Annotated in this window: 26 protein-coding genes; 15 read left to right on the top strand and 11 right to left on the bottom strand. The window is 70.6% G+C overall.

The features are described from left to right. The first annotated feature begins 42 nt into the window (after positions 1–42). Entirely contained in the window at positions 43–516 is a 474-nt protein-coding gene (locus AB5J56_RS22145) for a hypothetical protein (protein ID WP_369234500.1), read from the top strand. 122 nt (positions 517–638) lie between these two features. Here AB5J56_RS22145 and AB5J56_RS22150 read toward each other — a convergent pair whose 3' ends face one another. Further along, complete coding sequence (locus tag AB5J56_RS22150; RefSeq protein WP_369234501.1) at positions 639–1,214, bottom strand: SH3 domain-containing protein; 576 nt, start codon at positions 1,212–1,214, stop codon at positions 639–641. 201 nt (positions 1,215–1,415) lie between these two features. On the opposite strand from AB5J56_RS22150, the gene AB5J56_RS22155 reads away from it, so the two are divergent. Beyond that, entirely contained in the window at positions 1,416–2,366 is a 951-nt protein-coding gene (locus AB5J56_RS22155; protein WP_369234502.1) for a hypothetical protein, read from the top strand. Here the strand turns inward: AB5J56_RS22155 and AB5J56_RS22160 are convergent. After that, entirely contained in the window at positions 2,281–3,690 is a 1,410-nt protein-coding gene (locus tag AB5J56_RS22160) for a PLP-dependent aminotransferase family protein (RefSeq protein WP_369234503.1), read from the bottom strand. The two genes, AB5J56_RS22155 and AB5J56_RS22160, sit on opposite strands and share 86 nt — an antisense overlap. Before the next feature lie 99 nt (positions 3,691–3,789). Between AB5J56_RS22160 and AB5J56_RS22165 the strand changes: the two genes are divergently transcribed. The 3 genes from AB5J56_RS22165 to AB5J56_RS22175 all read left to right on the top strand — a co-directional run bounded on the left by AB5J56_RS22165 (position 3,790) and on the right by AB5J56_RS22175 (position 7,845). Then, positions 3,790–4,593 (top strand): alpha/beta fold hydrolase, encoded by an 804-nt coding sequence (locus tag AB5J56_RS22165; RefSeq protein ID WP_369234504.1) that lies wholly within the window; start codon positions 3,790–3,792, stop codon positions 4,591–4,593. Between the two features lie 127 nt (positions 4,594–4,720). Further along, the gene (locus AB5J56_RS22170) at positions 4,721–5,731 is read left to right on the top strand and encodes an endonuclease/exonuclease/phosphatase family protein (protein WP_369234505.1); all 1,011 of its coding nucleotides are present in this window, start codon (positions 4,721–4,723) and stop codon (positions 5,729–5,731) included. Positions 5,732–5,769: 38 nt separating this feature from the next. Continuing rightward, a complete protein-coding gene (locus AB5J56_RS22175; protein WP_369234506.1) occupies positions 5,770–7,845 on the top strand; it encodes an FUSC family protein in 2,076 nt (691 codons plus the stop codon). Between the two features lie 143 nt (positions 7,846–7,988). Here the strand turns inward: AB5J56_RS22175 and snpA are convergent, their stop codons facing one another. Further along, positions 7,989–8,666: a snapalysin gene (gene snpA, locus AB5J56_RS22180; RefSeq protein ID WP_369234507.1), complete on the bottom strand. Its 678-nt coding sequence runs from the start codon at positions 8,664–8,666 to the stop codon at positions 7,989–7,991. Between the two features lie 186 nt (positions 8,667–8,852). On the opposite strand from snpA, the gene AB5J56_RS22185 reads away from it, so the two are divergent. Next, positions 8,853–9,803, top strand: coding sequence for a LysR family transcriptional regulator (locus AB5J56_RS22185; protein WP_369234508.1), 951 nt, complete (start codon positions 8,853–8,855; stop codon positions 9,801–9,803). A 26-nt stretch (positions 9,804–9,829) separates the two neighbouring features. Here AB5J56_RS22185 and AB5J56_RS22190 read toward each other — a convergent pair whose 3' ends face one another. Continuing rightward, positions 9,830–11,914: a PhoX family phosphatase gene (locus AB5J56_RS22190; RefSeq protein WP_369234509.1), complete on the bottom strand. Its 2,085-nt coding sequence runs from the start codon at positions 11,912–11,914 to the stop codon at positions 9,830–9,832. 231 nt (positions 11,915–12,145) lie between these two features. On the opposite strand from AB5J56_RS22190, the gene AB5J56_RS22195 reads away from it, so the two are divergent. The 5 genes from AB5J56_RS22195 (at position 12,146) to AB5J56_RS22215 (ending at position 17,183) form a co-directional block, all read left to right on the top strand. Then, positions 12,146–13,621 carry a VWA domain-containing protein gene (locus tag AB5J56_RS22195; protein ID WP_369234510.1) on the top strand — a complete coding sequence of 492 codons (1,476 nt, stop codon included), beginning with the start codon at positions 12,146–12,148 and terminating at the stop codon, positions 13,619–13,621. A 171-nt stretch (positions 13,622–13,792) separates the two neighbouring features. After that, entirely contained in the window at positions 13,793–15,517 is a 1,725-nt protein-coding gene (gene metG / locus AB5J56_RS22200; RefSeq protein ID WP_369234511.1) for a methionine--tRNA ligase, read from the top strand. Between the two features lie 86 nt (positions 15,518–15,603). Beyond that, positions 15,604–16,041: a nuclear transport factor 2 family protein gene (locus tag AB5J56_RS22205; RefSeq protein WP_369234512.1), complete on the top strand. Its 438-nt coding sequence runs from the start codon at positions 15,604–15,606 to the stop codon at positions 16,039–16,041. Positions 16,042–16,122: 81 nt separating this feature from the next. Next, complete coding sequence (locus AB5J56_RS22210; RefSeq protein ID WP_369234513.1) at positions 16,123–16,608, top strand: hypothetical protein; 486 nt, start codon at positions 16,123–16,125, stop codon at positions 16,606–16,608. 38 nt (positions 16,609–16,646) lie between these two features. Further along, complete coding sequence (locus AB5J56_RS22215) at positions 16,647–17,183, top strand: GNAT family N-acetyltransferase (RefSeq protein ID WP_369234514.1); 537 nt, start codon at positions 16,647–16,649, stop codon at positions 17,181–17,183. Between the two features lie 25 nt (positions 17,184–17,208). Here the strand turns inward: AB5J56_RS22215 and AB5J56_RS22220 are convergent, their stop codons facing one another. Further along, positions 17,209–17,655: an Lrp/AsnC family transcriptional regulator gene (locus AB5J56_RS22220; RefSeq protein WP_369234515.1), complete on the bottom strand. Its 447-nt coding sequence runs from the start codon at positions 17,653–17,655 to the stop codon at positions 17,209–17,211. A gap of 93 nt (positions 17,656–17,748) precedes the next feature. Between AB5J56_RS22220 and AB5J56_RS22225 the strand changes: the two genes are divergently transcribed. Together AB5J56_RS22225 and AB5J56_RS22230 are read left to right on the top strand one after the other, a co-directional pair. Further along, positions 17,749–18,567, top strand: coding sequence for an LLM class flavin-dependent oxidoreductase (locus tag AB5J56_RS22225; protein ID WP_369234516.1), 819 nt, complete (start codon positions 17,749–17,751; stop codon positions 18,565–18,567). Further along, positions 18,564–18,998 (top strand): nucleoside deaminase, encoded by a 435-nt coding sequence (locus AB5J56_RS22230; RefSeq protein WP_369234517.1) that lies wholly within the window; start codon positions 18,564–18,566, stop codon positions 18,996–18,998. Before AB5J56_RS22225 ends, AB5J56_RS22230 begins: the two co-directional genes overlap by 4 nt. Before the next feature lie 65 nt (positions 18,999–19,063). Here AB5J56_RS22230 and AB5J56_RS22235 read toward each other — a convergent pair whose 3' ends face one another. The 4 genes from AB5J56_RS22235 to AB5J56_RS22250 form a co-directional block, all read right to left on the bottom strand. After that, on the bottom strand, positions 19,064–20,410 hold the full coding sequence (locus tag AB5J56_RS22235; protein ID WP_369234518.1) for a polysaccharide lyase family 1 protein: 1,347 nt from the start codon (positions 20,408–20,410) through the stop codon (positions 19,064–19,066). 145 nt (positions 20,411–20,555) lie between these two features. Continuing rightward, positions 20,556–20,942, bottom strand: coding sequence for a hypothetical protein (locus AB5J56_RS22240; RefSeq protein ID WP_369234519.1), 387 nt, complete (start codon positions 20,940–20,942; stop codon positions 20,556–20,558). Continuing rightward, on the bottom strand, positions 20,939–21,118 hold the full coding sequence (locus AB5J56_RS22245) for a DUF397 domain-containing protein (RefSeq protein WP_369234520.1): 180 nt from the start codon (positions 21,116–21,118) through the stop codon (positions 20,939–20,941). Before AB5J56_RS22245 ends, AB5J56_RS22240 begins: the two co-directional genes overlap by 4 nt. A 3-nt stretch (positions 21,119–21,121) precedes the next feature. Further along, the gene (locus AB5J56_RS22250) at positions 21,122–21,964 is read right to left on the bottom strand and encodes a helix-turn-helix domain-containing protein (protein ID WP_369234521.1); all 843 of its coding nucleotides are present in this window, start codon (positions 21,962–21,964) and stop codon (positions 21,122–21,124) included. A 246-nt stretch (positions 21,965–22,210) separates the two neighbouring features. Between AB5J56_RS22250 and AB5J56_RS22255 the strand changes: the two genes are divergently transcribed. Together AB5J56_RS22255 and AB5J56_RS22260 are read left to right on the top strand one after the other, a co-directional pair. Continuing rightward, a complete protein-coding gene (locus tag AB5J56_RS22255) occupies positions 22,211–22,618 on the top strand; it encodes an ATP-binding protein (RefSeq protein ID WP_369234522.1) in 408 nt (135 codons plus the stop codon). Between the two features lie 79 nt (positions 22,619–22,697). Then, positions 22,698–23,597 carry a hypothetical protein gene (locus AB5J56_RS22260; RefSeq protein WP_369234523.1) on the top strand — a complete coding sequence of 300 codons (900 nt, stop codon included), beginning with the start codon at positions 22,698–22,700 and terminating at the stop codon, positions 23,595–23,597. Positions 23,598–23,661: 64 nt separating this feature from the next. On the opposite strand, the gene AB5J56_RS22265 is transcribed toward AB5J56_RS22260, so the two are convergent. Beyond that, positions 23,662–24,609 carry an intradiol ring-cleavage dioxygenase gene (locus tag AB5J56_RS22265; protein WP_369234524.1) on the bottom strand — a complete coding sequence of 316 codons (948 nt, stop codon included), beginning with the start codon at positions 24,607–24,609 and terminating at the stop codon, positions 23,662–23,664. A 128-nt stretch (positions 24,610–24,737) separates the two neighbouring features. Further along, a complete protein-coding gene (aspS, locus tag AB5J56_RS22270) occupies positions 24,738–26,501 on the bottom strand; it encodes an aspartate--tRNA ligase (protein ID WP_369234525.1) in 1,764 nt (587 codons plus the stop codon). Between the last annotated feature and the right edge of the window lie 58 nt (positions 26,502–26,559).

Here is a 26,559-nt window from a genome sequence, read left to right on the forward strand (position 1 = left end):
GTGTGCCCTGGTAGGCAGGGGCGAGGAGAGAGGAGTGCTCCCATGGCTCAAGCGGCACCCACGTCAGGGGCACCAGGAACACCACGCAGGACCGGTAACACCGCCACCACCGCAAGGCCCGCCACCCCCGACATCTTCGGAGCGCAGGCCCACACCGCCGCGAGGTGGGGTGTGCCCGTGGCGGCCGGGCTCGTGTACGGCTTCTGGGCCGCGGCCATCAACCGCAGCGGCGGGCCGATCACGGGCTGGAACGTCCTGTTCGGGTTCACCTGCGCGATCGTGTTCGCGGGGCTCTACATCGGCGTACGCATGCTGGCGCCGTTCCTGAAGCGCGAGCAGCACGCCCTGCTGTGGGCGGTGTTCACGGGCATCGCGTTCGGCTTCCTGTACAGCCAGACCGGCGCGACCGTCCTGCGGTCCACGATGATGTCGCTCGGAGTCGCGGCAGGCGTCTTCGCCGTGGCGTTCTACCGGTACTACACGCACGAGGACGCGGAGGGACACCGGGTGAGTTGACCTCACCTCCTGGACGTCATGCGCGAGGCCCCGGCAACGGCTGCCGGGGCCTCACGCATTCCCCTGTTCCCTTTCCCTTTCTTCCCTTTCTTCCCGTTTCTTCTTTCTTCCTTTTCCCTCACTCACCCGCCGCCTGGGAACTGGCCCCAGGAGTTCGAGGAGGCATCCGCCGCGCTCCAGGCGCCCGAGGCGCTCCAGCTCCAGGTGCCGGAGGCGCTGAAGCTCCACGCCCCGGAACTCGACGAACTCCACGAGTCGCTGTGGGAGCCGTCGTTCCAGGAGTTGTTCTTCCAGGAGTCGTCCTTCCAGCCGGGGCACGGGTCGCAGCTCGGCACGCCCTGGTCGCCGGTGTCGACGAACGCGGCGCTGGCCCAGGCCTGCGCTCCGACGAGCCAGAACCAGTACGGGTTGCCGAACACGCTCTGTCCGAGTACGGCGCACCGGACCCGGTCCTGGCTGCCCGACGGGAGGGAGCCGACGACCGGCGAGTTCGTGGTGGGCTGCTCCCGCAGGTTCAGTTCGCCGCGCGAGACGACGGTGCCCCAGATCGGTTCGTGATGGCCGTGGTGGCCGCCGCCACCGGTGATGGTCTGCGTCGGCGGAGCTGCCGCCGCCGAGGTGCCTGCGGCCACGACGGTCAGAACACCGCCGGTGCAAAGGGCCGCGGCAAGGGTCCGCAGGGCCGGGGTGGTCCGCATGATCGACCTCCTTTTCCCCAGCTCCAGGAAACACCCGTTCGGGTGAGCCCTCCACCGGAGGAGAGTCTCCGCAGCTCCCCCTTGGGGTTCCGGCCCTCGCTGCCCCCCGACTCCCCCTCGGCCACACTTTCGGCTTGTCATATGCGCCCATATGCAGCCAAACAGCTCGCGTACGGCATCGCGGAGGCCTTGCCTGGTGGAGTGCCTCACCGTGTCCGGAGCGCCCTGTCGGCCGTGCTGATCGGCCTCGCCTGTCTGCTCGCGCCGCTCGGCGCGCTCTCGGCCTGGGCGACGTACGGCATCGGCGACAGCGGCCGCTACGAGGCCGCGATGGCGCCGCTCGCCGGGGACCGGAACGTGCGCGACGCGATCGCCGCGGGCATCGCCGACGGCATCATGCGCGAGGTCCACGTGGGGCCGCCGCTGCAGGGGCCGGTGCACTCCTTCGTGCGGGACGCGGTGCGCTCGTTCACACACACCCCGGCCTTCCGCACGGCGTGGCAGGCCGCGAACCGGGCCGCGCACGACGCCGTCATGCGGTCCCTGCGCGACGAAGGAGGCGGCAGCGAGGGCGGCGAAGGCGGTCACGGCCGTCACGGAAGCGCTCAGGACAGCGACGTGACCATCGACCTCGCGCCCGTCACCGAACAGGTCAAGCGCCAACTCGCCGACGACCACATGCCGTTGGCCGACCGCATCCCCGTCGAGCACACCGCGACCACGGTGCTGCGCTCGCAGGACGCGGCTCAGCTCAGGAAGGGGTTCCAGGTGCTCGAAGTAGCCGGTTTCTGGCTGCCGGTCACGGCGGCCGTCCTCGCCTCGACGGGCATCCTCGCCGCCGTCTGCCGCCGCCGCGCGGTGCTCGCGACCGGGCTCGGCACCGCGCTGGGCGCCGCGCTCCTCGCCGTCGCCGTCGCCATCGGCCGCCGGCTCACCCTCGCCGACCTGCCGGACGGGGTGTCCCGCACGGCCGCGGGTGCGGTGTACGACGCCCTCACCGAGACGCTCCGCCAGGTCTCCTGGCTGCTGCTGGGGCTGGGCCTCACGGTGGCGCTGGGCGCCCTGCTCACGGCGCGGATCGCGCGAGCCCGGCAAGGGTCCGCAGCGCTCGCTCCAGCTCCGGCGGAGCAGCCGACGCAAGCCCGAGCCTGACGCAGTCCGGTGCGGCGGCCGTTCCTGACACGGACGCTCCTGACGCAGCCGTTCCTGACCCGGCGGTTCCTGACCGGGCCGTTCCTGACCGGGCCGTTCCTGACCCGGCCGCCGTCGTGAACGCCGGGCCCGGCGTGAGCGCGATCCCGCGCGCCGCGGCCGCCGCCGCGAAGGTGTCCGCCCGCCATGGCTTCGGCAGCTCCCACCAGGCGAAGTAGGCCTGCGGATCGGCGTGCACGGTGAAGCCCGCGAGATACCGGGCGACGAGCCCCTGTCGCAGCGTCGCGTCCGCGCGCTTGGCGGCGACCAGACGGTCCACCGTCCCGTCCGCGATCCAGCGCACCGCCGCCTCCAGGGCGAAGCCGCCCGCCGCCCAGCCGCCGGAGCGCAGCGCGGCGCCGACGGCCCCCGCCCGCCCCTCGGGCACGACGAGGAATCCCACCGTCAGGCCGGGCGCCACCCGCTTGGACAGCCCGTCGACGACATGGACGCGCTCGGGGGCGTGTGCGGCGAGCGGCGCGAGCCCGTCGTGCAGGAACGACCAGATGCGGTCCTCCACGACGGGCAGGTCCAACTGCCGTACGACCTCCGCGAGTTCACGCCTGCGACCGTGCCCCGCAGTCACCGAGGTCGGGTTGTGCAGCGTCGGCTGGACGTACACCGCGGACAGCGGTGCGGAGCGGTGGGCGCTCGCCACCGCGTCCGGGCGCAGGCCCTCCTCGTCCATGGCGAGCGGGACCAGCACGATGCCGAGGCGCTCCGCGATCTCCTTGACCAGCGGATACGTCAGCGCCTCGACGCCCACGCGGCCCCCCGGCCGTACGAGCGAGGCGAGGGTGGCCGCGATGGCCTGGCGGGCATTGCCCGCGAAGAGCAGCCGGGACGGGTCGGGGCGCCAGCCCGCCGTGGCGAGGAGGCCGGCGGCCGCCTCGCGGGCGGGTGCGGTGCCCGCGACGGGGGCCGGGCGCAGCACCTCGGTCAGCAGGTCGGGGCGGAGCAGCGGGGCCAGGGCGGGCGCGAGCAGCTCCGACTGGCCGGGTGCGGAAGGGTAGTTGAGTTCCATGTTGACCGGCGCGGTGGTCGCGGGCTCGGCGAGCGCGCGCCCCGACGGCACCGGCGCGGCCCGCACGAACGTGCCGCGGCCGACCTCGCCGACGACGAGCCCGCGCCGCACCAGTTCGCCGTACACCCGTCCGGCCGTCGACCCCGCGATCCCCCTGCGGCGCGCGAACGCCCGCTGTGTGGGCAGCCGTTCGCCGGGCCGCAGCCGCCCGAGCGCGATGTCGTCGGCTATGCGGTCGGCGAGCCGCCGATAGTCGTCCATGTCCTGCTCTCCCCCTCCGGCTCTCCCTCTCCGTCCCGGATTGCACCGAGGGCAAAGATCTTATTGCACCGATGAGTTGGCGCGTCTAGGGTCGTGATCATGGCAACCACATCGTCACCTTTCCTTGCATACGACGACAAAGGGAGCGCGGCCTCGGAGCGGACACCGCCCCTCGTCCTGATCCACGGCCACCCCTTCGACCGCACGATGTGGGCCCCGCAGATCAGCGCGTTCTCGGCGACGCGCCGGGTGATCGCCCCGGACCTGCGCGGCTATGGCGAGTCCCCCGTGGTCCCCGGTGTCACACCCCTTCCGGCGTTCGCCGAGGACATCGCGGGACTGCTGGACGCCCTGGGCGTGGGGGAGTTCGTGCTCGCCGGGCTCTCGATGGGCGGGCAGATCGTCATGGAGTGCTACCGGCAGTTCCCGGAGCGCGTCCGGGGCCTGGTCCTCGCCGACACCTTCCCGGCCGCCGAGACGGCGGAGGGCAAGCGGACGCGGGGCGCCATGGCGGACCGGCTGCTGCGCGAGGGGATGCGGGGGTACGCCGACGAGGTGCTGTACAAGATGGTCGCACCCTACGCGGACGCGGACGTCGCCGCGCACGTACACCGCATGATGACGGCGACCTCCCCCGAGGGCGCGGCGGCGGCCCTGCGCGGGCGGGCCGAGCGCCCCGACTACCGCGAGCTGCTGACCCGGGTCACCGTCCCGGCGCTGGTCGTGGTGGGCGCCGACGACGAGTACACCCCGGTCTCCGACGCGGAGGCGATGCACGCGGCCCTGCCCGACTCCACGCTCCGCGTGATCGACTCGGCCGCCCATCTGCCGAACCTGGAGCGTCCGGAGGAGTTCAACGAGACGCTGGCGGCGTTCCTGGCGCGGGTGGACGACCGGGGGTGACTCCAGCCGTCACCACATAGGTGACTCCTGAGGCGCCGTGGGAGGTCTCGGCGCAACCTTCGCCCCGAAGTGCCCGTCTTTGAGGGAGGATTCGCACACCCCTCGCGGACGAGCGGAAGGCCTGGCCTTGGACAGTGCGACGGCTGAGTGGACGGAGTCCCAGGACGCGGCCGGGAGACCGCCGCGGCCCGGACGGGTGTTCGCGGCCTGGGTGGCCGGGCTGCTGTTCGCCGGGGTGAGCGTGATCATCGGCTTCCGGGTGGCGGACAGCGACGGAATGACGCCCGTGACCCAGCTCCTGGCCTTCCTGCCGTGGCTGCTCGCACCCGCCGGCGTGGGGCTCGCCCTCGCGCTGCTCGCCCGGTGGCGGGTCGGGATGGTGTGGGGGGTCGTGGCGCTGGGGGCGGTCGCCTGGTTCATCGAGCCGTACGGCAAGGTCGGCGACCCGGCGGGGAAATCCGTGGCCGAGCTGCGGGTGCTGACGTCGAACGTGCAGTTCGGCCGGGGCACCGACTCGCTGGTCGCCGCCGTTCGGCGGGAGCGGCCCGACATCGTGTTCGTGGAGGAGTGCGAGTACGGATGCTCCGGCACGCTCAAGGACGCCTTCGGCGGGAGCCGCGGCGCCTACCCGTACCGGGAGTCCGTCGAGGGCGCCGGATCCGACGGCTCCGTGATCATGAGCCGGTTCCCGCTGCGGGGCGCGGACGGCGTGCGCGGCACCATGGGCATGCCGGGCGCCGTCGCCGACGTCGACGGCCACCCCGTACGGCTCCAGCTCGCGCATCCCATGCCCCCGCTGCCCGGCCAGCTCGGCGTCTGGCGACGCGAACTGGGCCGGCTGCGCGACTACGCCGCCGGCAGCAACGGCTCCACCATCCTCGCCGGCGACTTCAACGCCTCCCAGGACCACGCGGCGTTCCGCCACATCCTCGACACCGGCCTGCACGACAGCGCCCGCCTCGCCGGCAACCCCCGCACCCCCAGCTGGCCCGCCCGCACCGCCCCCGCCCTCGGCAGCCAGATCGACCACGTCCTGGTCTCCCCGGACTTCTCGGCGAAGAAGGCATCGTTCCTCGACATCTCGGGAACGGATCACCGGGCACTTCTGGTCGCTCTGACGCTGTATCAGGGGGAGTGAGGCCGGGGACCAGCGGCAATGCGGCCATAATGGGGCGCATGTCCCGGCCGTCCCGCCAGTTGCCCCGTACGCTCACGCCTCCCGACTGGCTGGTCAGGAATCTGCAACCGCAGCAGGCGCCGATCCCCTGGGCCGCTGTCGCCCGGGCCGCCGTGGCCATGGCGCTGCCGCTCGCGATCGGCCTGGCCGTGGGGCAGCCCGCGTACGGCGCGCTGGCGTCGATGGGCGCGCTGTCCGGCGTCATCGGTGACACCGCGGACGCCTACCGCATGCGGATCTTCAACATCGCGATCCCCCAGCTCTTCGGCGCCCTCGGCGTCACCGTCGGCTCACTGGTGTACGGCCAGGGATGGCTGGCCGTCGCCGCGGTCACCGGGATCGCGCTGATCTCCGGGATGATCTCGACGATCGGCGCCGTCGCCTCCGTGTCCGGGCTGCTCCTGCTCCTCAACTCCGTGATCGGCGCGGGTCTTCCACTGCCGGGCGCATGGTGGCTGGCCCCGCTGCTGATGTCCGGCGGCGGCCTGCTCGTCCTCGTCCTCGCGCTGCTCGCCTGGCCGCTGCGGTCGGGCGTACCGGAGCGGGCGGCGGTCGCGGCGACCTACCGGACGGTGGCGGAGCTGCTGTCGGTGTGCGCGAACGAAGAGCCGCCGCACGGGAGGACGGTCGAGACATACGCGAGCGGTTCGACCGGCAGCACCGGCGGGAGCGGCGAGGGCGGCGACGCCGAGAAGCCCGGCTCGACCGGCGGCGCCCGCACCACCGCCAGGGACGACGCGTACGACCGCGCCCGGCACGCCGTCACCCAGTCGCTCAACCAGTCCTACGACCTCGTCCTCGCCCGGCGCGCCCGCCATCACGGCCGCAGCCCCGACCTCACCCGGCTGCTCGCCCAGTTGAACGCCATCACCCCCGTGGTGGAGGCCGCCCCCGCCGTCCACCAGACCGGGAAGCCGCTGCCCGAGGAGATCCCCGCCGCCGTACGGCATCTCGCCGACGCCGTCGAAACCGGCTACACCGGGCCCATAGGGCTCGACCTGCCGGCGCCCGCGTCCGAGACCGCCCGCGCCATCGACCACGCCCTGCGGCACGCCGCCGGCGTCGTCACGGACCAGGACCCCGATCCGCGCGGCACCGACGACCGCCTGGGCCGCCCGGCGACGCTGCGCGTCCGCGCCGCACGCGGGGCCCGCAACGTCGTACTGTCGGCGGCCTCCTGGCGCTACGGCCTGCGTCTCGCGCTGTGCATCGGCATCGCGCAGGTGCTGGTCTCGATCGTCCCGGTACCGCGCTCGTACTGGGTCGCCCTCACCATCACCTTCGTGCTGAAGCCCGACTTCGGGTCGGTCTTCTCCCGGGCGCTGCTGCGCGCGCTGGGCACGGTCGCGGGGCTGGCCGTCGCGGCCGCCGTCCTCACCGTCGTACCGCGCGGCTGGTGGGACGTCCCCGTGATGCTGGTGCTCGCGCCGCTGATCCCCGCCCTGACACCGCGCGGCTACGGCTACCAGACCGCCGCCATCACCCCGGTCATCCTGCTTCTCTCCGACGTCCTCAACCACCAGGGCACCGGGCTGCTCGTCCCGCGCCTCGTGGACTCCCTGATGGGGTGCGCGATCGCGCTCGTCGCCGGTTACCTGCTCTGGCCGGAGAGCTGGCACACCCGGGTCGGCGACCGGCTCGCGGACGCGGTCGCGGACACCGCACGCTACGTCGAGTCCGCCTTCGGCGAAGGCACCGAACCGGCGGCCCGCGCCCGGATGCGGCGCCGCCTCTACCGCGACCTCTCCGCCATCCGTACGGAGTTCCAGCGCGCCCTGACCGAGCCGCCGCCCACCGGCCGCCGCGCCGCCGCCTGGTGGCCCCTCGTCGTCGCCGTCGAACGGATCGTGGACGCGACGACGGCCGCGCGGGTCCGGACGAAGCACGGCGCCGCGCCGCCCTCCGCCGCCGAGGTCTCCCAAGTGGCGCTCCAGCTGAGGGAGTTGTCCGAGGGGCTGCGGGAGACCGACGTACTCTTCGCGGTCCGCACCGACCTCACCGGACCCTCGGGCAGCGTGCTCGAACCGCTCCGGCAGGAGGTCGCGGCGGCACGCACCATCGCCTCGCCGCACTGAGCCGGACACCGGCCGGACATGGATGCCGGACATGGATGAGCGGGCCGCCTCGTGCAGGGAGACGGCCCGCACCCGTGGGGGGTGGAACTGGGGTACTGCCGGATTGAGCTACTGGCGGACTGAGCTACTGGCGGATCGGGGTACTAGCGGGCCGCGGACTTGCTCAGGGCCTTGTCCAGCGCCTTCGCGAAGCCGCTCGCCCACAGCTGGTCGACCTGGGCGCGCTCGTTGGCGTCGGGGTTGGGGTTGGTGCAGGACGTGCCGGGACCGCCGCCCGACATCAGCTCGCTGCACGGGCCTTCGTAGTGGTCGGGCAGACCGAGCACATGACCGGTCTCATGGGCGGTCACGCGCGTCGAGTCGTACTCCTGGTTCTGCGCGTAGTCGAGGAAGACATAGCCGTTGCCGTGGCCGTCCGTGGAGGCGTACGAGCCGCGCGAGTCGTTGCCCTCGCGGTAGGTGAAGTCGGCGTTCGAGCCCGACTGAAGCTTCACGTTGGACACCGCGCCGTTCCATATGGAGGCGCTGCGGGCTATCTGCGCGCTGAACGTCGGGGCGCCGGACGCGTCGTAGACGACGGTGACGGCCGCGGCGAGGGGGTGCGCCGCGCGCTTCTCGGCGACGGACCTGATGACGGCGTCGAAGAACGCCTGATTGGCCTTGGCCTCCTCGGACGAGCCGGCGTAACCGGTGTGCGAGGCAGTGGCCGCAACGGGTGCCGGCGCCGCCGAGGCAGGAACCGCGCCGAACGCGGCGGCCGTCAGACCGAGACCGACCGCTACGGCGAGCGTGGCCTTGGACAGGGGCATGGAAGGTCGCATCGATGACTCCTTGAGTGGGGGGTGAAGTCGTCATCGGTGAGTGTCGATGGCTGTGCGGCGGCTGTGATGATGGCAAGTGGCGATAGGCCGGTGCTATCGGCGCGTACGTGATCACCCATGTCGGCTGTGTTGCAGGGGGTTTGTGCGTCTGGTGAAACGTGTGATTCCGCTTTAGGCTCCGACGGCATGGACCTCGAGGTGAGGCACCTCCGCGTGCTGTGCGCCATAGCCGACACCGGCAGCCTGCACCGGGCAGCGCGCCAACTCGGCGTCGCTCAGCCCTCGTTGAGCACCCAGCTGCGCCGCATCGAGCTGGAGCTCGGCGGCGTCCTCTTCCTGCGCGAACGCACCGGCTGCCGGCCGACCCCGCTGGGCCTGGTCGTCCTCGGCCGCGCCCGCCCGCTGGTGGCCGAAATGCGCTCCCTGGTCGCCGAGGCCCGCGCCGCCGCCGCGGACGGCCCCCAGCTCCGCATCGGCTCCACCGCCAGCCGCGCCCTCTCCGGCTGGCTGCGCCGACTGCGCGAACGCCGCCGGGAACCCCTCCTCCAGATGGACGTCTCCGCGAACGCCCTGCTCCGCCAGGTCGCCGAGGGCCGTCTCGACGTCGCCTTCGTGCACGAGGTCGAGGGCAGCCCGCTGCGCGTCCCGGACGGGCTGCGCATCCGGGTCCTCGTCGAGCGCGAGCCCCAGTTCGTGTCCCTGCCGACGGACCACCCGGCGGCCGCGCGGACCACCGTGCGGCTGTCCGACCTGGCCGAGGACCGCTGGATGGTGGACCCCACGGTCGACGGCGAGTGGGACGCCGTACACCGCGTGCTGCGCGCGGCCGGGCTCAACCCCCGCATCCTGCACGGGGATTACCACACGGCCGCGTCCCTCGTCGCGACCGGCGAGGTCGTCACCGTCTGCCAGCCGACCTCCCCCTCCCGCCCGGAGGCGGCCGTACGCCGGCTCGACGGCGACCCCCTCGGCGTACGCCTGCTCCTCGCCGCCCGTACGCAGGCCGACCTCGACTCCGTCCGTCCGGAGCTGGAGGAGGCCTACTGGGAGGCGGCGAGACAGGCGCCCGCCTACCGGGAGTGGCTGGAACGCGACCGGTCGCCCGACGACTTCAGGGCCTTCGCCCCGACCGCGTGAGCTGACGCACGGGACGCCTGCGCGGCTCAGACCCCGATGTCGCAGCCGTCCGCGCGCCAGACCGCGACGACCGCCGGGCGGACGATCTTCCCGGGACCGTCGGGCCAGGCGCTCGCGGGGTGCTCGACGGACGCGCCGTCGATCTCGCCCGGGTGCTGGACGGCGACGAGCACACGACGGTCCTGAACGAGCGGGCCGCAGGTCTCGGCGCCGGTCGGGACGGTCAGGAACTGCTTGAGTTCACCGCGCCGGGCACCCTTGGTGGCCACGCCGAACAGCCCGTCGTGCGAGCCGAGTTGGTTGCCGTCGGTGGAGATCCACAGGTTGCCGTGCGCGTCGAAGGCCACGTTGTCGGGGCAGGAGATGGGGCTGACCCGGTCCTTGGGGAAGCCCGCGAAGTACGTCGCCGGGTCCGCGGGGTCACCCGCGACGAGGAAGAGCGACCAGGCGAAGGCGGTGGACTCGGCGCGGCCGCGGCGCTCGGTGAGTTCGAGGATGTGCCCGTGCTTGTTGGCGTTGCGCGGGTTGGCCTCGTCGGCCGCCGCGAAGCCCGTCTTGCCGCGGTTGGTGTTGTTGGTGAGCGCGACGTAGACCTTGCCGGTGACCGGGGAGGGCTGGATGTCCTCGGGCCGGTCCATCTTGGTGGCGCCCGCCTTGTCACCGGCGAGGCGTGTGAAGACGAAGACCTCCTCGGCGGTCATGCCCTCGACGTGCGAGACGGCGCCGTCGGCGGTCGCGGTGGCCAGCGGGATCCACGTACCGCTGCCGTCGAACTCGCCGTCGGCCGGGAGCTTCCCGGTGCCGTCGATGTCGGCGGCCGGGGAGTCGCCCGTCAGCCTGGCGACGTACAGGGTGCCCTCGTCGAGGAGCGAGAGGTTGTGCTCGCGGGCGGAGCGGGAGGTGCCGTGACGCATCCGCTTGCTGCTCACGAACTTGTAGAAGTAGTCGAAGCGCTCGTCGTCGCCGGTGTAGACGACGGGGCGGCCGTCCTCGGTGAGCCGCACGGTCGCGGCCTCGTGCTTGAAGCGCCCGAGCGCGGTGTGCTTGCGGGGCGTGGAGGACGGGTCGTACGGGTCGAACTCGACGACGTACCCGAAGCGGTGGACCTCGTTCGGCTCCTGGGCGACGTCGAAGCGCCGGTCGAAGCGCTCCCACTTGCGCTCGGTGGGGCCCGTGCCGATCCCGTACCGCTTGTCGGTCGCCCGGCTGCTGTTGGCGAAGTACTGGTTGAAGTTCTCTTCGCCGTGGAGGGTGGTGCCCCACGGGGTGGTGCCGCCCGAGCAGTTGTTGAGCGTGCCGAGGACCCGCGTGCCGGTCGGGTCGGCGGAGGTCTTCAGCAGGTCCGACCCCGCGGCGGGGCCGGTCAGCCGGAACTCGGTGGTCGCGGTGACGCGGCGGTTGAGGGCATGCCGGGTGACGGCGGTGAGCGCCCCGGTCCGGCGGTCCTCCTCCACTACGACGGCCGAGAGACCGTGCGCCGCCCAGGCGACCTCGACCTGGTCGCGCGTGGGGTTCTCGGGGTCGTAGCCCCGGAACATCAGGATCTCGTCGGTGTACTCGTGGTTGGCGACGAGCAGCTGCCGGCCGCGCTCGCCGGGGAGCGGGAGCAGGGCGAGGAAGTCGTTGTTGTAGCCGAACTGTCCGGCCTGCGCCTTCGCCGTCTGGTGCTCCGGGTCGAAGGCGGGGGCGCCGCGGAGGATGGGCTCGCCCCAGCGGATCACGATGTTCTGCCCGTACCCGTCGGGGATCACGACGGCGTCGGTGGTGTTGGGGGCGACGGGCGCGAAGCGCAGGCCCCGCGCTGCGCGCGCGCTCTCGTACGCCGTGCCGCTGGTCGCACCGTCGCCGGCGCCGGTGGCGGCCTCCGCCTGCTGCGCGCCGGTACCGACGACCGCGCCCGAGGCCGCCGTCGCCACCGTGACCACGGCCGCGGCCCGCATCATCGAGCGGCGGCTGAGCGCACCGGCGATGACATCGCCGACGTAGGCGTTCGCGCTGGTGTTGGGCACTTCGTGGAAACAGGCGTCACCACAGCGGAACCGGCACGTCATGGCGGACCGGCCGCCGGGATGCGAACCGGGCGTTCCGATCAACGGCAGCAGTCTGCGCACTTTGCTCTCCCCATACGATCTCTTGGTGTGAGCGTGACCATAGGGGTGCACTTGTGCAGGAGCGCGGCGGCGGAATGAACGGGGGGTGAACCTGCGTGAGCCGTAGGGCTGTTGACGCCGGGGCCCAGCCGTCACGGCCCCTGCCCAAGATCACCGGCTGCGGCCGCTAACCTTACGTGTCCGTCCTGGCCAGGGATTGACGGGCTACAACTCATGCGAAGGGTTGCGCACATGGGCATTCTCTCTCTCCTGCGGAATGCGTTCGGCCGCTCGAACAAGGGCCGCGACGCCGAGGCGGAGACCGCGCTGGAGGCTCCGGCCCCCACGGTCCCGGCACCGGCGACCGAGCCGGTTCCTTCGCAGGAGGCGGGGCCGAGGATTCCGTCCCCTTCGCCGGAACCGGAGCCGGAGCCTGCGGCCGGCGTTGCACCCGAGTCCTCGTCCTCCGTGGTCGACGAGCTGGTCTCGGCCGCCTTCGACAACGTGACGGTGCCCAAGCCGGCGGTTTCGTCGGAGACGGAGCGGGCGGCTGAGGCGGAGCCTGCTGCCGCGGCTGACGCCGAGGTCGAGGTCGAGGCTCCGGTTGCTGTGGAGCCGGAGCCGGTGGTCGAGCCGGTAGCTGCGGCGGCCGAGCCTGTCGTGGAACCGGAACCGGAAACGGAACCGGAAACGGAACCGGTGGTCGAGCCCGAAGCCGTCGTGGAGGTCGCGGAGGAGGTCGCTCCCCTCGCCGAGGACACCACCCCGGTCGCGGAGGACGTCGTCCCGGTTCCCGAGGAAGTCACCCCGGTCGCCGAGGACGCCGAGGACGTCGTCCCGGTCCTCGAAGAGGTCGTGGAGACCCCCGAACCGGCCGCAGTCGCCGACGTCGCTGAACCCCCACAGGGGCCACCCGCGGCCGACGACGAAAGCCGCACGGGTGGTGCGGGTGGGAACATCACGGCCGAAGGCGAAGCCGAGGCCGTGGCCGTGGCCGAGCCCGAGGGCGAAGCCGAGGCGGTATCGGACGCCGAGGGCGAAGCCGAGGCCGGGTCGACCCCCGCCCCCGCCAACCCCCTCCCCACCGTGAAGTCCAAGGCCCCGGCGCTGGCGACGGCGTACAAGGAAGCCGGGACCGCGCTCGGCAAGCGGGACCTGACCGGCACCCGTGCCAAGGTCTACCTCGTGCTGGACCGCTCCGCGTCCATGCGCCCGTACTACAAGGACGGCTCCGCCCAGGCCCTCGGCGAGCAGACCCTCGCCCTCGCCGCCCACCTGGACCCCGAGGCCACCGTGCACGTCGTCTTCTTCTCGACAGAGCTGGACGGCACCGGCGAGCTGACCCTCGCCGAGCACGAGAACAAGATCGACGACCTGCACGCGGGGCTGGGCCGCATGGGCCGTACCAGCTACCACGCCGCCGTACAGGAAGTCCTCACGCAGCACGAGAAGTCGGACGACCCCATGGCCCCCGCCCTGGTGATCTTCCAGACGGACGGCGCCCCGGACGCGAAGACCCCCGCCACCCAGTCCCTCACGGACGCGGCGAAGAACCACCCCGCCGTCTTCTTCTCCTTCGTCGCGTTCGGTGAGCCGGAGAACAAGGCCTTCGACTACCTCCGCAAGCTGAAGACCGACAACACGTCGTTCTTCCACGCGGGCCCGACCCCGCGCGAGCTGACGGACGCCGAGCTCTACGACGGCGTACTCGCGACCTGGCGCCCGTAACCCCCACAACCGTCAGTAGCCACGCGCCGTAGGCCGCCCGCTTCCCACTCTCTAAAACGGGAAGCGGGCGGCCTACCCGTTTCGGCTACGATTTCAAGGTTCGTAGACGGCCCGGCGCCTTGCCGGAAGCGAGATCCGTCACCGCACGTAGCGACTTGGGAGCAGCCCGCGATGGCTCGACACCTCATCACCAGCGCCCTTCCGTACATCAACGGAATCAAGCACCTGGGCAACATGGTGGGGTCCATGCTCCCGGCGGACGTGTACTCCCGGTACCTCCGCCAGCGCGGCCACGACGTCCTGTACATCTGCGCGACGGACGAGCACGGCACCCCGGCCGAGCTGGCGGCGAAGGAGCAGGGCCTCCCGGTCGCCGAGTTCTGCGCGCAGGCGCACGACGCGCAGAAGGCGGTCTACGACGGCTTCGAGCTGGCGTTTGACTACTTCGGCCGCAGCTCCAGCGAGCAGAACCGCGAGATCACCCAGCACTTCGCCCGCCGGCTGAACGAGAACGGGTTCATCGAGGAGCGGGCGATCCGCCAGGTGTACAGCCCGGCCGACGGCCGCTTCCTCCCGGACCGCTACGTCGAGGGCACGTGCCCGCACTGCGGCTACGACAAGGCCCGCGGCGACCAGTGCGAGAACTGCACGCGCGTCCTGGACCCGACGGACCTGATCAACCCGCGCTCGGCGATCTCCGGCTCGACGGACCTGGAGGTCCGCGAGACGAAGCACCTCTTCCTCCTCCAGTCGAAGCTGCAGCACGAGGTCGAGGCGTGGATCGACGAGGTCGGCGACGAGTGGCCGCAGCTGGCGTCCTCCATCGCCCGCAAGTGGCTGACCGAGGGCCTGCACGACCGCGCGATCACCCGTGACCTGGACTGGGGCGTCCCGGTCCCGGCGGACACGTGGCCCGAGCTGGCGGCCGAGGGCAAGGTCTTCTACGTCTGGTTCGACGCCCCGATCGAGTACATCGGCGCGACGAAGGAGTGGTCGGACCTCGACCCGGAGAACCGCGACTGGAAGTCCTGGTGGTACGAGCCGGACGGCGCCGCCGACGTCCGGTACACGGAGTTCATGGCCAAGGACAACGTCCCGTTCCACACGGTGATGTTCCCGGCCACGGAGCTGGGAGTCCGCGAGCCCTGGAAGAAGGTCGACTACGTCAAGGCCTTCAACTGGCTGACGTACTACGGCGGGAAGTTCTCCACCTCCCAGAAGCGCGGCGTCTTCACGGACCAGGCCCTGGCGACCCTGCCCGCGGACTACTGGCGCTACTTCCTCATCGCCAACGCCCCCGAGTCCGACGACTCGTCCTTCACGTGGGAGCACTTCACGACCACGGTGAACAAGGACCTGGCCGACACCCTCGGCAACTTCGTCAACCGCGTCCTGTCCTTCTCCAAGAAGCGCTTCGGCGAGGAGGTCCCCGCGGGAGCGGCGGCGGGCGAGCCGGAGGCGAAGCTGGGCGAGGAGATCGCGTCGCTCCTCGCCGAGTACGAGACCCAGATGGAGGCCCTCCAGTTCCGCAAGGCGGCGGCCGCGCTGCGCGCCCTGTGGTCCGCGGGCAACTCCTACCTGGAGGAGAAGGCCCCCTGGCTGGAGATCAAGACCAACCCCGAGGGCGCGGCGCTGACCCTGCGCACCGCGATGAACCTGATCCACCTCTACTCGGTGGTCTCGGAGCCCTTCATCCCGGCGTCCTCGGCCGCCATGCGGGCGGCCTTCGCCCTCCCGGACGACACGGCCACCTGGGCCACCGCGGACGAGGCCAAGTCCCTGGACTTCCTCCCCGCCGGCACCCCCTTCACGGTCCCCCCGGTCCTCTTCGCCAAGATCACGGACGAGGACCTGGAGTCGTACAAGGAGCGCTTCGGCGGAGCACCGGCGGAGTAGCCGAGACAGCCGTGGAGACCCATCCGTAGGCCCGGCCCGGGAACGACAGGTTCCCGGGCCTTCGCTGTTCAGGAAGGAACCCCGACATGGCACCGAAACCGGTAGAAATGACCGTCGAAGACCGCCTGGCCGTAACGGAGTTGATCGCACTGCACGGCCACCTCTTCGACGAGGGGGAGCTCGACCGGCTGGACGAGCTGTTCACCGCCGATGTCGTCTACGACGTGAGCGATTACGGGCAGGGCGAACTGGTCGGCATCGCGGCGATCCGCGCGGCCGGCCTGGCGCTCGGCGCCGGGAACCCCGTCGCCCACCACGTCACCAACGTCGTCGTCACCGCGCTCGCGGACGGCAGGGCCCGCGTCCGCTCCAAGGGCCTGGGCGTCAAGACGGACGGTTCGTGCGGTTCCGTGTCCTACGACGACACGGTGGTCCGCGGCCCGGAGGGCTGGCGCATCGCGCACCGCAGGATCACGGCCCGCCGCACCCCGCTGAACGGCGCGACGTCGCCCACGTCCTCGTAGGACGGCCCCGATATCGCCCGTACGCGATCCTGGGCGGCCCCTGCTGCTGACATGACCGCATCCACCCGTATGGTTTCCGCCATGGCAGTCCCTCAGGTCATTCCGATCGCCTACGAGCCCAAGCACCGCACCGAGACCATCGGACGGTACGCGGACGGCCAGTTCCTGGCGTCGATCACATACGCCTTCCCCCAGGGGTTCCGTCTCGACGACGGCTGGGAAGAGCACAAGCGCCTCTACACCGTGCTGCACACCTTCGACGCCGACGGGCGCTACCGCGAGTCGGAGATCTGGTGTGCGGGCACCTGGGCGGAGCAGCAGCGCAGCCCCGACGGACCGGACTCGGTGCTCGGCCGGGCCCGCGCCCACCTGGGGAAACTGCTGCGCAGCCTGCCCCGGCGGGCGTACACGGGCATCGCGATCCGCCCCTTCCAACTGACCGTCGACGGCGTGCTGTTCGGCCTGGTGGTCCGGGAGGACGACGAGGAGGACGGCGGCGACTGGGCCGAGCTCTACCCGGACCATCTGGCCTTCGGCGCGCCCTGGGACGGCACGTACGACACCTGAGTCGTCCGCGGCGACCTGCGACCAGGCAAAATGGCGGCATGACCGAGATCCACACTCCTCGCCTGCTCCTCCGCCGCTGGACCGACGACGACCTTGTCCCGCTGTCCGAGCTGCACGCGGACCCCGAGGTGATGCGCTGGGTCGACGACGGCTCGGTGCGCGACCTGGAGCGGACGGCGGAGGACATCGAGCGGTGGGAGGAGGAGTGGGACGACGAGGGCTTCGGCCTGTTCGCCGTCGAACTCCTCGGCTCCGGCGAACTGGCCGGTGTCACGGGCCTGTCGGTGTCCGAGTTCCTGCCGGAGGACGCGCTGCCCGACGTACAGATCGGCTGGCGCTTCGCCCGCCACTTCTGGGGCCAGGGCTACGCCTCCGAAGCGGCCCACGCGACCCTTGAGTTCGCCCTCCAGGACCGCGGCCTCGACCGCGTCGTCAGCGTCCCCCGGCTGGGCGACGCCGCCTCCGAGAACGTCCTGCGCAAGCTCGGCCTGGCCCCGACGGGCGAGATGAACCACCCGGTCCACGGCGTCCCGCTGGTCGTCCACTCCATCGACCTCACGGAGTTCGAGGCGTAACGGGTCCGCGCGCCCGGAGTTGCGGTCAGGGCCGGGTCGGCCCGCGATAGGGAAGCGTCTGGCTGTAGACGACGCTGGTGGTCGTGGAGCCGAAGCCGGCCAGTTCGTCCATGAGCGTCTCCAGATGTTCCATGGAGGTCGCGGCCACCTTCAGGGTGTAGCAGTCGTCGCCGGTGGTGCGCAGGCACTCCAGGATCTCGCGCCGCTCGGCGAGCAGTCGGCGCAACGGCTGGTGATGGTTGCCCGGGTACTTCAACCGGACGACGGCGAGCACGGGGTAGCCGACCTTGGACAGGTCGACCACGGCGCGATAGCCGGAGATGACTCCCATCGCCTCCAGTTGCCGTACCCGTTCCGTGGTGGCCGACGAGCCGAGATTCACGCGCCGCCCCAACTCGCTGAGCGAGATGCGCGCCTCCCGTTGCAACTCGTCGATGATCGCCCAGTCGACGTCGTCAAGGTTCCCGGCCATTTCGCGATTCTACCGGGAGATTGATGACAGAAGGCGGGTAACGCCGGGAGAAGCAGGTTCCACATTCCTTGATCGCCGGGATAGCGTCACGGCATGCAACTGGGCGTCAACGTACCCAACTTCGGACCCGGCACCGATCCCGGCGTGCTGCGCGAGTGGGCGCGGACCGTGGAAGGGCTCGGCTTCGACCTCCTCATGGTGTCGGATCATGTGGCCGTCACCCCGGACGTGGCCGAGCGGTACCCGGCGCCGTTCTACGAGCCGTTCACCACGCTGTCCTGGCTGGCAGGCATCACCACGACGCTGCGCCTCGGCACCACGGTGCTCGTGCTCCCCTACCGGCATCCGCTGCTGGTGGCGCGCATGGCCGCCAACCTCAACCAGCTCAGTGGCGGCCGCCTCGTCCTCGGGGTGGGCGTCGGCTGGGCACGCAAGGAGTTCGACGCGCTCGGTGTGCCGTTCACCGCGCGCGGCAGGCTGACCGACGAGCACCTCGTCACCCTGCGGAAGGCCTGGCGCGAGGAGGCCGACGAGCACACCGCCCCGATTCCCGTCTGGGTCGGCGGCAACAGCGAGGCGGCGATCCGACGCGCCATCAGGTTCGGCGACGCCTGGCACCCGCTGCGGGTCACCCTCCCCTGGTTGCGCTCCGCCCTGGCGAACCACTCGCTACCGGCGTTCGCGCCCCGCATCGCCCTGCGACTGACCACCTCGCCGGTCACCGACCCGGAGCGGCCCGCCGGCACCGGCACCATCGAGCAGATCCTCGACGACCTCGACCAGCTTCACCGCCTCGGCGCCGACACCGTCCTGCTCGACCCCTACCACGGAGATCCGGAGGAGACCCGTCGGCCACACGCGGCCTGGCGAGCACTCACCGCCGTTGCCACCCACTGGAGGACACCATCGTGATCACCCCCGAGGACGAGGATCTCCTGCGCCGCGCGATCCATCTCGCCGCCCGCGCCGTCACCCTGGGCGACGCACCGTACGCCTCCCTGCTCGTCGGCCCGGACGGCGCGATTCTCGCCGAGGCCCACAACACGGTGCGGCGCGACGACGACATCACGGCCCACCCGGAACTGAAACTCGCCCGCTGGGCGGCCCGCGAACTCGACTCTGCCACGGCCGCCCGCACCACCATGTACACCAGCTGCCAGCCCTGCGGCATGTGCACCGGCGGCATCATCCGCTCCGGACTGGGCCGCGTCGTCTACGCCCTCGCCACCGACCAACTCATCGAGCTCAACCCGGAGTCGGGCGCCTGGCCGACGGTGCCGCAGCAGGGCCCGGCCCTGTTCGCTGAGGCCCGCGTTCCCATCGAGGACTACCACCGGCCGTGACCGCTCCGGTCGGCACGAGGGGGCCCGGGAACGCGTCCGCTCCCGGGCTCCCTCGTCAGCCATGGCTATGAAAGGACTCCGGCACCCGTTGTCGTGGCCAGCTCCGTCGGCAGGTTCTTGGCCGACGTCTGGAGACCGGCCGTCAGGGTCGGCGTCCAGTTCACCGTCGTCTTGAGCTTCTTGGAGTTCGCGGCGTTGTACGCGGCGACGAGGTCGGTCGCCGTGCCGTTGACGAGGTTGCCCGACCCTTTGATCGCGCCGGTGCCGTCGCCGCTGAGCAGCTTGGCGACCTTCACGCCCGACGGGACCTTCCAGTAGTTGTTCTCGGCGACGACCTGGGCCTTGGCGCGTGAGTTGATGCTGTACAGCGGCGCGTAGGCGTTGAGGGTCGTGACGTCGTAGTAGTTGTTGTAGATGTGCACCTGGCCGACGCGGGTCAGCGGGGCGCGCTGGACGATGCCCTTCCACACGTTGTGGTGGATGGAGACCCGCAGCTTGCCGGACGGCTCGCTGTCGCTGCTGCCGATCAGCATCGTCTTGTCGTGGTTGGTGAACTGGTTGCGCGAGACGGTCACCAGGTCGGAGCTCTTGGTGATGTCGAGCTCGCCGTCGTGGATCTGGTACTCGCGGCCGTAGTACTTGGGGTTGACGCTGTCGAAGTGCGCCGCGTCGGTGAAGCTGTTGTGGTCGGCCCAGACGTGGGTGGCGCCGCGCAGGGTCACCGAGTCGTAGTTGGAGTTCCAGTTGCCGTCGTCGCCGTCGGTCGGGTCCCACTGCGGGAAGCAGTCCTCGGTGGCGGCGAAGGCCAGGTTTCGGACGATGACGTTGTCCACGTTCTGGATCTGGAGCATGCCGCCGGTGAGGCCGGCCTTGGTGCCGGGCACGCCCACGATCGTGGTGTTGGCGGGCACCTTGAAGACGATGTTCTTCGCCTGCTTGGTCTGGGCGGCGGCGCGGGCCGTCTCCTGCGTGCCCTTGGGCAGCTTGGAACGGCCGTACGTCGACGGGTCGTACGCCTTCAGGTACGCGGCCAGCGAGTAGCCGGTGCCCGTCGCGTAGTCGGCGCAGGTCAGCTTCTTGCCCGCGTCGTCCGTGTTGGCGTCGATCGTGCCCTTGACCTTGATGATCCTCGCCGTGGAGTCGGAGGCACTGCCCAGCGCCTTCACGAGCTGCGCCCGGGTGCTCACGGTGAACACGTGCGCGGAGTCGGCCTGCGAGCCACCGGTCGTACCGGAGCCGGAGGCCGCCCAGCCGTCCTTGGCGGGCAGCGTCTGGTGGGCCAGGTCGACCGGGCCCGCGTTCGCGTTCATCACGAACACGGCGGCGCCGAGACCGGTGGCCGCGACGGCCGCGACGGAGACGAGGACGGTGCGTCGTCGGCGGAGGGACCGGCGATGGGAGGGGGATGCCACGATGAGTCCTTACGTGGTTGTGGTGCACGTGCAGGGTGTGAAGCCGCCGTGAAGGGGCTTACGACTCATCAGTGGTCGCCGGTTTGGAATTGGTTGCCGCGGGTTGTTCCCTCTCCCACCCCAACTCGCCACCGGGAGTTCGGCGTTAGACGGTCGGCAACTCCCCGATGACACTGACCGGCCGGCCATCGCCCCGGGGGCAGACCCACACCGCGACGCCGTCGACGACGGTCGCGCCGAGCGGATGCGAGTCGGGATGCGCCGGACAGTGCGGCCACACGGCGGGTTCCCCCTCACCCCACAGCGCCTCGACGGCCCACTCCTGAGCCCGGTCCGCCACCTCGGCAAGCCGCACACCGCGCCGCTCGTCCGGCCACGCGTACACACCCTGCCCGGAGCCGTCGGGGGCGTAGAGGATGACCCCGGGGTAGTCGTCCTCCGGCTCCCGGACATCGGGCTGTACGGCGCTCTGGGCGCGGAGGTCTCGGAGGACGGTTTCGAGGGCGCGCAGGAACTCGTCGTCCGCGGTCACGGGCGGCCCGTGCGGATCTGCTTGAGCAGGGCGGCCAGCCCGTCCCGGGTGACGGGGAGTATTCGGGTGGGGGCGTCGCTTTCGCGGAGGAGCAACGTGCCTTCTTCGGCGGCCAGTTCCACGCAGTTGGCTCCGTCGCTTCCGCTGGAGAAGGTCGACTTCTGCCATTGGATCACTTCTTACAGCTCCTTCGACAGGCGGTGGATGAAGTCCCGGGACCGGATGGGGTCGAGGGATACCCCCTCCACCTTACGAAAGAGCGTTCGCATGGACTGCAGCTGCGCCGCCGCGTCCATGAAGGCCGCCCCCTGAGGGGTGTCCCGGTGGGCCGTGTCCAATGCGGAGACCTGGCCACCCGCATAGAGCAGCTCCGCACTCGCCCCCGCGAACCCGTCCACATCGAACGGGATAACCCGCACCGAAACGCTCGACGCCTCCGATCGTGACAAGATCGCGTCGAGTTGGGCTCGCGCCACCTGCCGGTCGGCAACCCGCGTGCGCAGCACAGGCTCGTGCAGGACCACCTCGTATGGACGTGTCCCGAGGATGACCTTGCGGCGCATGCGGTGCTCCACACGCGGTTCGAGTTCCGTCTCCGGGAGTTCCGGGCGCCAGTAGGCAAACACCGCTCGGGCGTACTCCTCGGTCTGGAGCAGACCCGGGACATGGGCGTTCGAGATCTCTTCCACGAACGTCGCGTGATGCTCCAACTCCGCCAAGTCCAGGAACGCAGGCGGTAGTACGCCCCGATACTCCTCCCACCAGCCGCGAGTACGGTCTGTCGCCATCGCCACCAGCGCGTCGATCAGGTCGGCGTCGGTACAGGAGTAGTGAGCCGCCAGTCTGCGCACACGCTCTTCGTTGATTCCCGCATTCCCCGCCTCGAACTGGCTCATCTGCGCCGGGTTCACTCCCAGCAGTCCAGCCGCGTCGCGGGACGACAGGCCTGCGGCCTCGCGCAGTTTGCGCAGCTCAACGCCAAGGCGGACCTGACGAACGGTCGGCTGAATCCTCGCCGGCATACGGTTCTCGCTTTCCCAACGACGCGGCCCACAGGCGGGGTTGTAGCGCCCCGATCGGGTGCAAGATTACGCGAGCGGCTTGCAAGGGATAAAAATTTCCCCTTACCGTCAGTATCGCGACGCACACGCTGCGGAACCCGGGGACCCGGAAGCGCACCGCCCCGCCCTGCCATGGCGAGGGCGCCAATGCCACCGCCCGACGACCGCGGATCCCGCCAACTCCGCCTCCCTGACCAGGAGTTCCGCATGCCCGAGAGCTGGAACTACACCCTTTCCATCCCCAACGACCCCCGAGCCGTCACGATCTGCCGCCGAACCCTCCGTCTGATCCTCGCCCTGCACGGCCTGCCCCACCTCACGGAGGCCGCCGAGCTGGTGGCGACGGAGCTGGTCACCAACGCCGTACAGCACACGAAGGGCCCCGCGGCCATACGGCTCCGCTGGTCGGCCCCGATCCTGCGCATCGGCGTCTGGGACACGGACCCGAGACCGCCCGCACTCACCACCGCCCCCACCCCCACGGACGAGTCGGGTCGCGGCCTCACTCTCGTGGAGGAGTGCACGGACAAGTGGGGCTGGTACGTGCTGGGGACGGCCCAAGTCCCCGGCAGGAACGGCAAGCTCGTGTGGTGCGAGCTGGCCGCGGCGGCGTGAACGTTTTGCCGCCCTCGAAAGAGTGAACGCGTCCGCATCGACCGGATACCCCGGCCCTTGATCCACCTAGGTTGCGCACATGGTCACATCAGCTCACGAGGCGTCTCACCGGATCTTCCAGGAACGGCCGGAGATCCTGACACCGGTCTTCGGAATCCTGGGCATCCCACTGCCCGAGAAGGCGACGGTGGACGTACTCACCCCGGACGTGACGGAGTTACACCCGCTTGAGCGCCGAGTCGACAGCGTGCTTCGAGTCGGCCCGTCCGACGGAGACGGATTCCTGCTCGCGATCGAGGCGCAAGGACGCCGTGACACGGACAAGGAGAACAGCTGGGCGTATTACGTGGCGTACCTCAGAGCGAAGTTCCGTCTGCCGGTGTTGCTGCTGGTGATCTGCCAGGACAGGGCCACGGCCAAGTGGGCCACGGGCCCCTTCTCGTGCGGGGCCCGTGGCTGGCCCGCGCAGACCACGTATCCCTTGGTTGTCGGACCCGACAACGTACCCGTGCTCACCGACCAGAGGGCGGTGGAGGAGAACCTGGCGATGGCGGCCTTCTCCGCCGTGACGCATGGCCGCAGCCCGGACGCGACGGTCATACTGGACGCACTGGCCCGCGCCCTCCAGGCGACGGACGGGAAGTCCGCGAAGTACTACTACGACTTTCTCGAAGTGGGCCTGGGGGACACCCCGGCCGGAGACAAGTGGAGGGACATCTTGAGCTTCATCACCTACTTCCCCGGCCGCGGTACGGTCCGCGAGACGGCCTATCTGGAAGGCAAGGCCGAGGGCGAAGCCAAGGGAGAGGCCAAGGGCATCCTGCGCGTCCTGGAAGTACGCGGCCTCCCCATCTCCGACAGCGCGCGCGAGCGCATCATCACCTGCACCGATCTGGACAGGCTCGCCGACTGGTTGGAGCGATCCGGCACCGTCACGCACACGGAGGATCTCTTCGCCGAGGAACCGGATCGAGAGTGACTCATCCGCAGCGAAAGGGCCCGCAACCGCGCTGGTTCCGGGCCCTTCGCGGAGGGGGAGGGAGTTACGACGCCGAAGCCGACGCCGACGTGCTCGGCTGCGTGTCCGTGCTGTCGTGGGTCTCGTCCGGGGCGACGCCCATCGTCAGGTGGGCGTGGACTCCCTTGGCGATGTGCTTCTTGTCGTACTTGAGGTACAGCAGGCCGCCCTCGTGGCCGTTGTCCGGGTAGATCGTGTCCTCGTCGAGGGTCGTGCGGGTGGTGGTGTTGGTGGAGTACGGGGAGACCGCCGCCGAAGCCAGGACCGACTTCTCGTCGAAGAAGAGCTGGCCCGTGTGGCAGGTGTGGCCGCCCTCGTAGCCCGCGTCGGTCCACTCGCCGTCCACGTGGACCTTGACGTGGATGTGGACGCAGCGGCCCTGGTACCAGCCCGGGAAGACCGTCTTGAAGGTGACGTAGCCGTGCCTGTCCGTCTTCCAGGTGCCCCGGAGATAGCGCTCGTCGTCCGTCGGCTCCGAGTGGCCGCCGCCCGTGCCCCCGGAGGGCGCGCCGGACGGGGGCTCACCGGTGGGCGTGCCCGAGGGCGCGTCGGACGGGGAGCCCGACGGCGGGGTGCCGCCACCGCCGCCGTTGCTCATCGCCTCGTAGCCGGAGTAGACACCGAGCGCGGAGCAGTGCCAGATGTCGACGGCCGCGTTCTTGACGGGCTTGCAGGTCTCCGCGTCGATCACCTTGAGCTTGAGGGTCAGGGGGATGCCCTCCTGGTCCTCGGTGATGTCCTGGCGGATCTTGTCCGCGTCGATGTAGTACGGGCCCTCGGTGGTCTCCGTGGTGAGGGTGTAACACGTCTCCGACGCGGTCGCCTCGGTGTCCGCGGTCGTCTCGCCCGCGAACGCGTTCATGGCGAGCCCGCCGCCCACGCCCACGGCCGCGACGGCCGCTCCACCTGCGACGACAACCCTGCGGCGCGTCAGATCCCGTTTGTGTGCCGGTCCTTTGGGGGTCTCAGTCATGGACCCGGACGCTATGAAGCGCACCTGTCAGGAGCGTGGGTAGGGACTGTGGATTCGGGTGCGCACGCGAAAGTGGCCCGGAACCGACGCCGGTTCCGAGCCACTCCACATGCGACGACTGCCAGGTGCTACTTCGGCTGCGGCTTCCGCACCGACAGGTGCAGCTCGCGCAGGCGGGTCTCGTCCAGCTCGGTGGGTGCGCCCATCATCAGGTCCTGCGCGTTGCCGTTGAGCGGGAACGAGATGGTCTCGCGGATGTTCGGCTCGTCCGCGAGCAGCATGACGATGCGGTCGACACCCGGGGCGATCCCGCCGTGCGGCGGGGCGCCGAAGCGGAAGGCGCGGAGCATGCCGGCGAACTGCTCCTCGACGGTGTCACGGTCGTAGCCCGCGATCTCGAAGGCCTTGAGCATGATCTCGGGCTCGTGGTTCCGGATCGCGCCGGAGGACAGCTCGACGCCGTTGCAGACGATGTCGTACTGCCAGCCCAGGATGTCCAGCGGGTCCTGGGTCTCCAGGGCCTCCAGGCCGCCCTGCGGCATCGAGAACGGGTTGTGCGAGAAGTCGATCTTGCCGGTCTCCTCGTCCTTCTCGTACATCGGGAAGTCGACGATCCAGCAGAAGCGGAAGACGCCCTCCTCGAAGTGCCCGGCACGCTTGGCGGCCTCGACCCGCACCGCGCCCATGATCTTCGAGACCTCGTCGAACTCGCCCGCGCCGAAGAAGACGGCGTGCCCGGCGGAGAGGGAGAGTCGCTTGGTCAGCTCCGCGACGTTCTCCTCCGTGAGGAACTTCGCGATCGGGCCGGTCAGCGAACCGTCCTCGGCCACCCGCACCCACGCCAGGCCCTTCGCGCCCTGCTCGACCGCGTAGTCACCGAGGCCGTCGAAGAACTTGCGGGACTGGCCCGCGGTGTCCGGCACCGGCAGCGCGCGCACGTGCTTGCCGGCGAAGGCCTTGAACTCCGAGCCCGCGAAGATGTCGGTGATGTCGACGAGCTCCAGCTGGGCACGGAGGTCCGGCTTGTCGGAGCCGTACTTCAGCATCGCCTCGCGGAACGGGATGCGCGGGAAGGGCGACGTCACGTGACGGCCCTTGCCGAACTCCTCGAACAGCTCCGTCATGAGCTTCTCGATGGGCTGGAAGACGTCCTCCTGCTCGACGAAGCTCATCTCGACGTCGAGCTGGTAGAACTCGCCCGGCGAGCGGTCCGCGCGGGCGTCCTCGTCGCGGAAGCAGGGTGCGATCTGGAAGTACCGGTCGAAGCCGGAGATCATCAGCAGCTGCTTGAACTGCTGCGGCGCCTGCGGCAGCGCGTAGAACTTGCCCGGGTTCAGACGGGAGGGGACCACGAAGTCGCGCGCGCCCTCGGGGGAGGTGGCGCTGAGGATCGGGGTCGCCATCTCGTTGAAGCCCAGCGCCGTCATCTTGTGACGGATCGCGGAGATCACGGCCGTACGCAGCAGGATGTTGCGGTGCATGCGCTCGCGACGCAGGTCGAGGAAGCGGTACTCCAGGCGCCGCTCCTCGTTGACCCCGTCCTCCGCGTTGATCGTGAAGGGGAGCGGGGCGGCCGCGCCGAGCAGCTCGACCTCGCTGACCTCGACCTCGATCTCGCCGGTGGGGAGCTCCGCGTTGACGTTCTCGGCGCCGCGGGAGACGACCTTGCCGTCGATGCGGACCGTCGACTCCTTGGAGATCTTGTCGAGGGCCTCGTACGCGGGGGTGCCGGGGCGGGCCACCAGCTGCGTGATGCCGTAGTGATCGCGCAGATCGATGAAGAGGATGCCGCCCAGGTCTCGGCGATTGTGCAGCCAGCCGCTCAGCCGGACGTCGCTCTCGACGTCAGAGGCGCGGAGCTCGCCGCAGGTGTGGGACCTGTACCGATGCATCGTCGTTCATCCAGCCTTCGCGGATCGGGGAGTGTTTCACGTGAAACACACCCCAGGG

The organism is Streptomyces sp. R21, assembly GCF_041051975.1.
Lineage (GTDB): Bacteria > Actinomycetota > Actinomycetes > Streptomycetales > Streptomycetaceae > Streptomyces.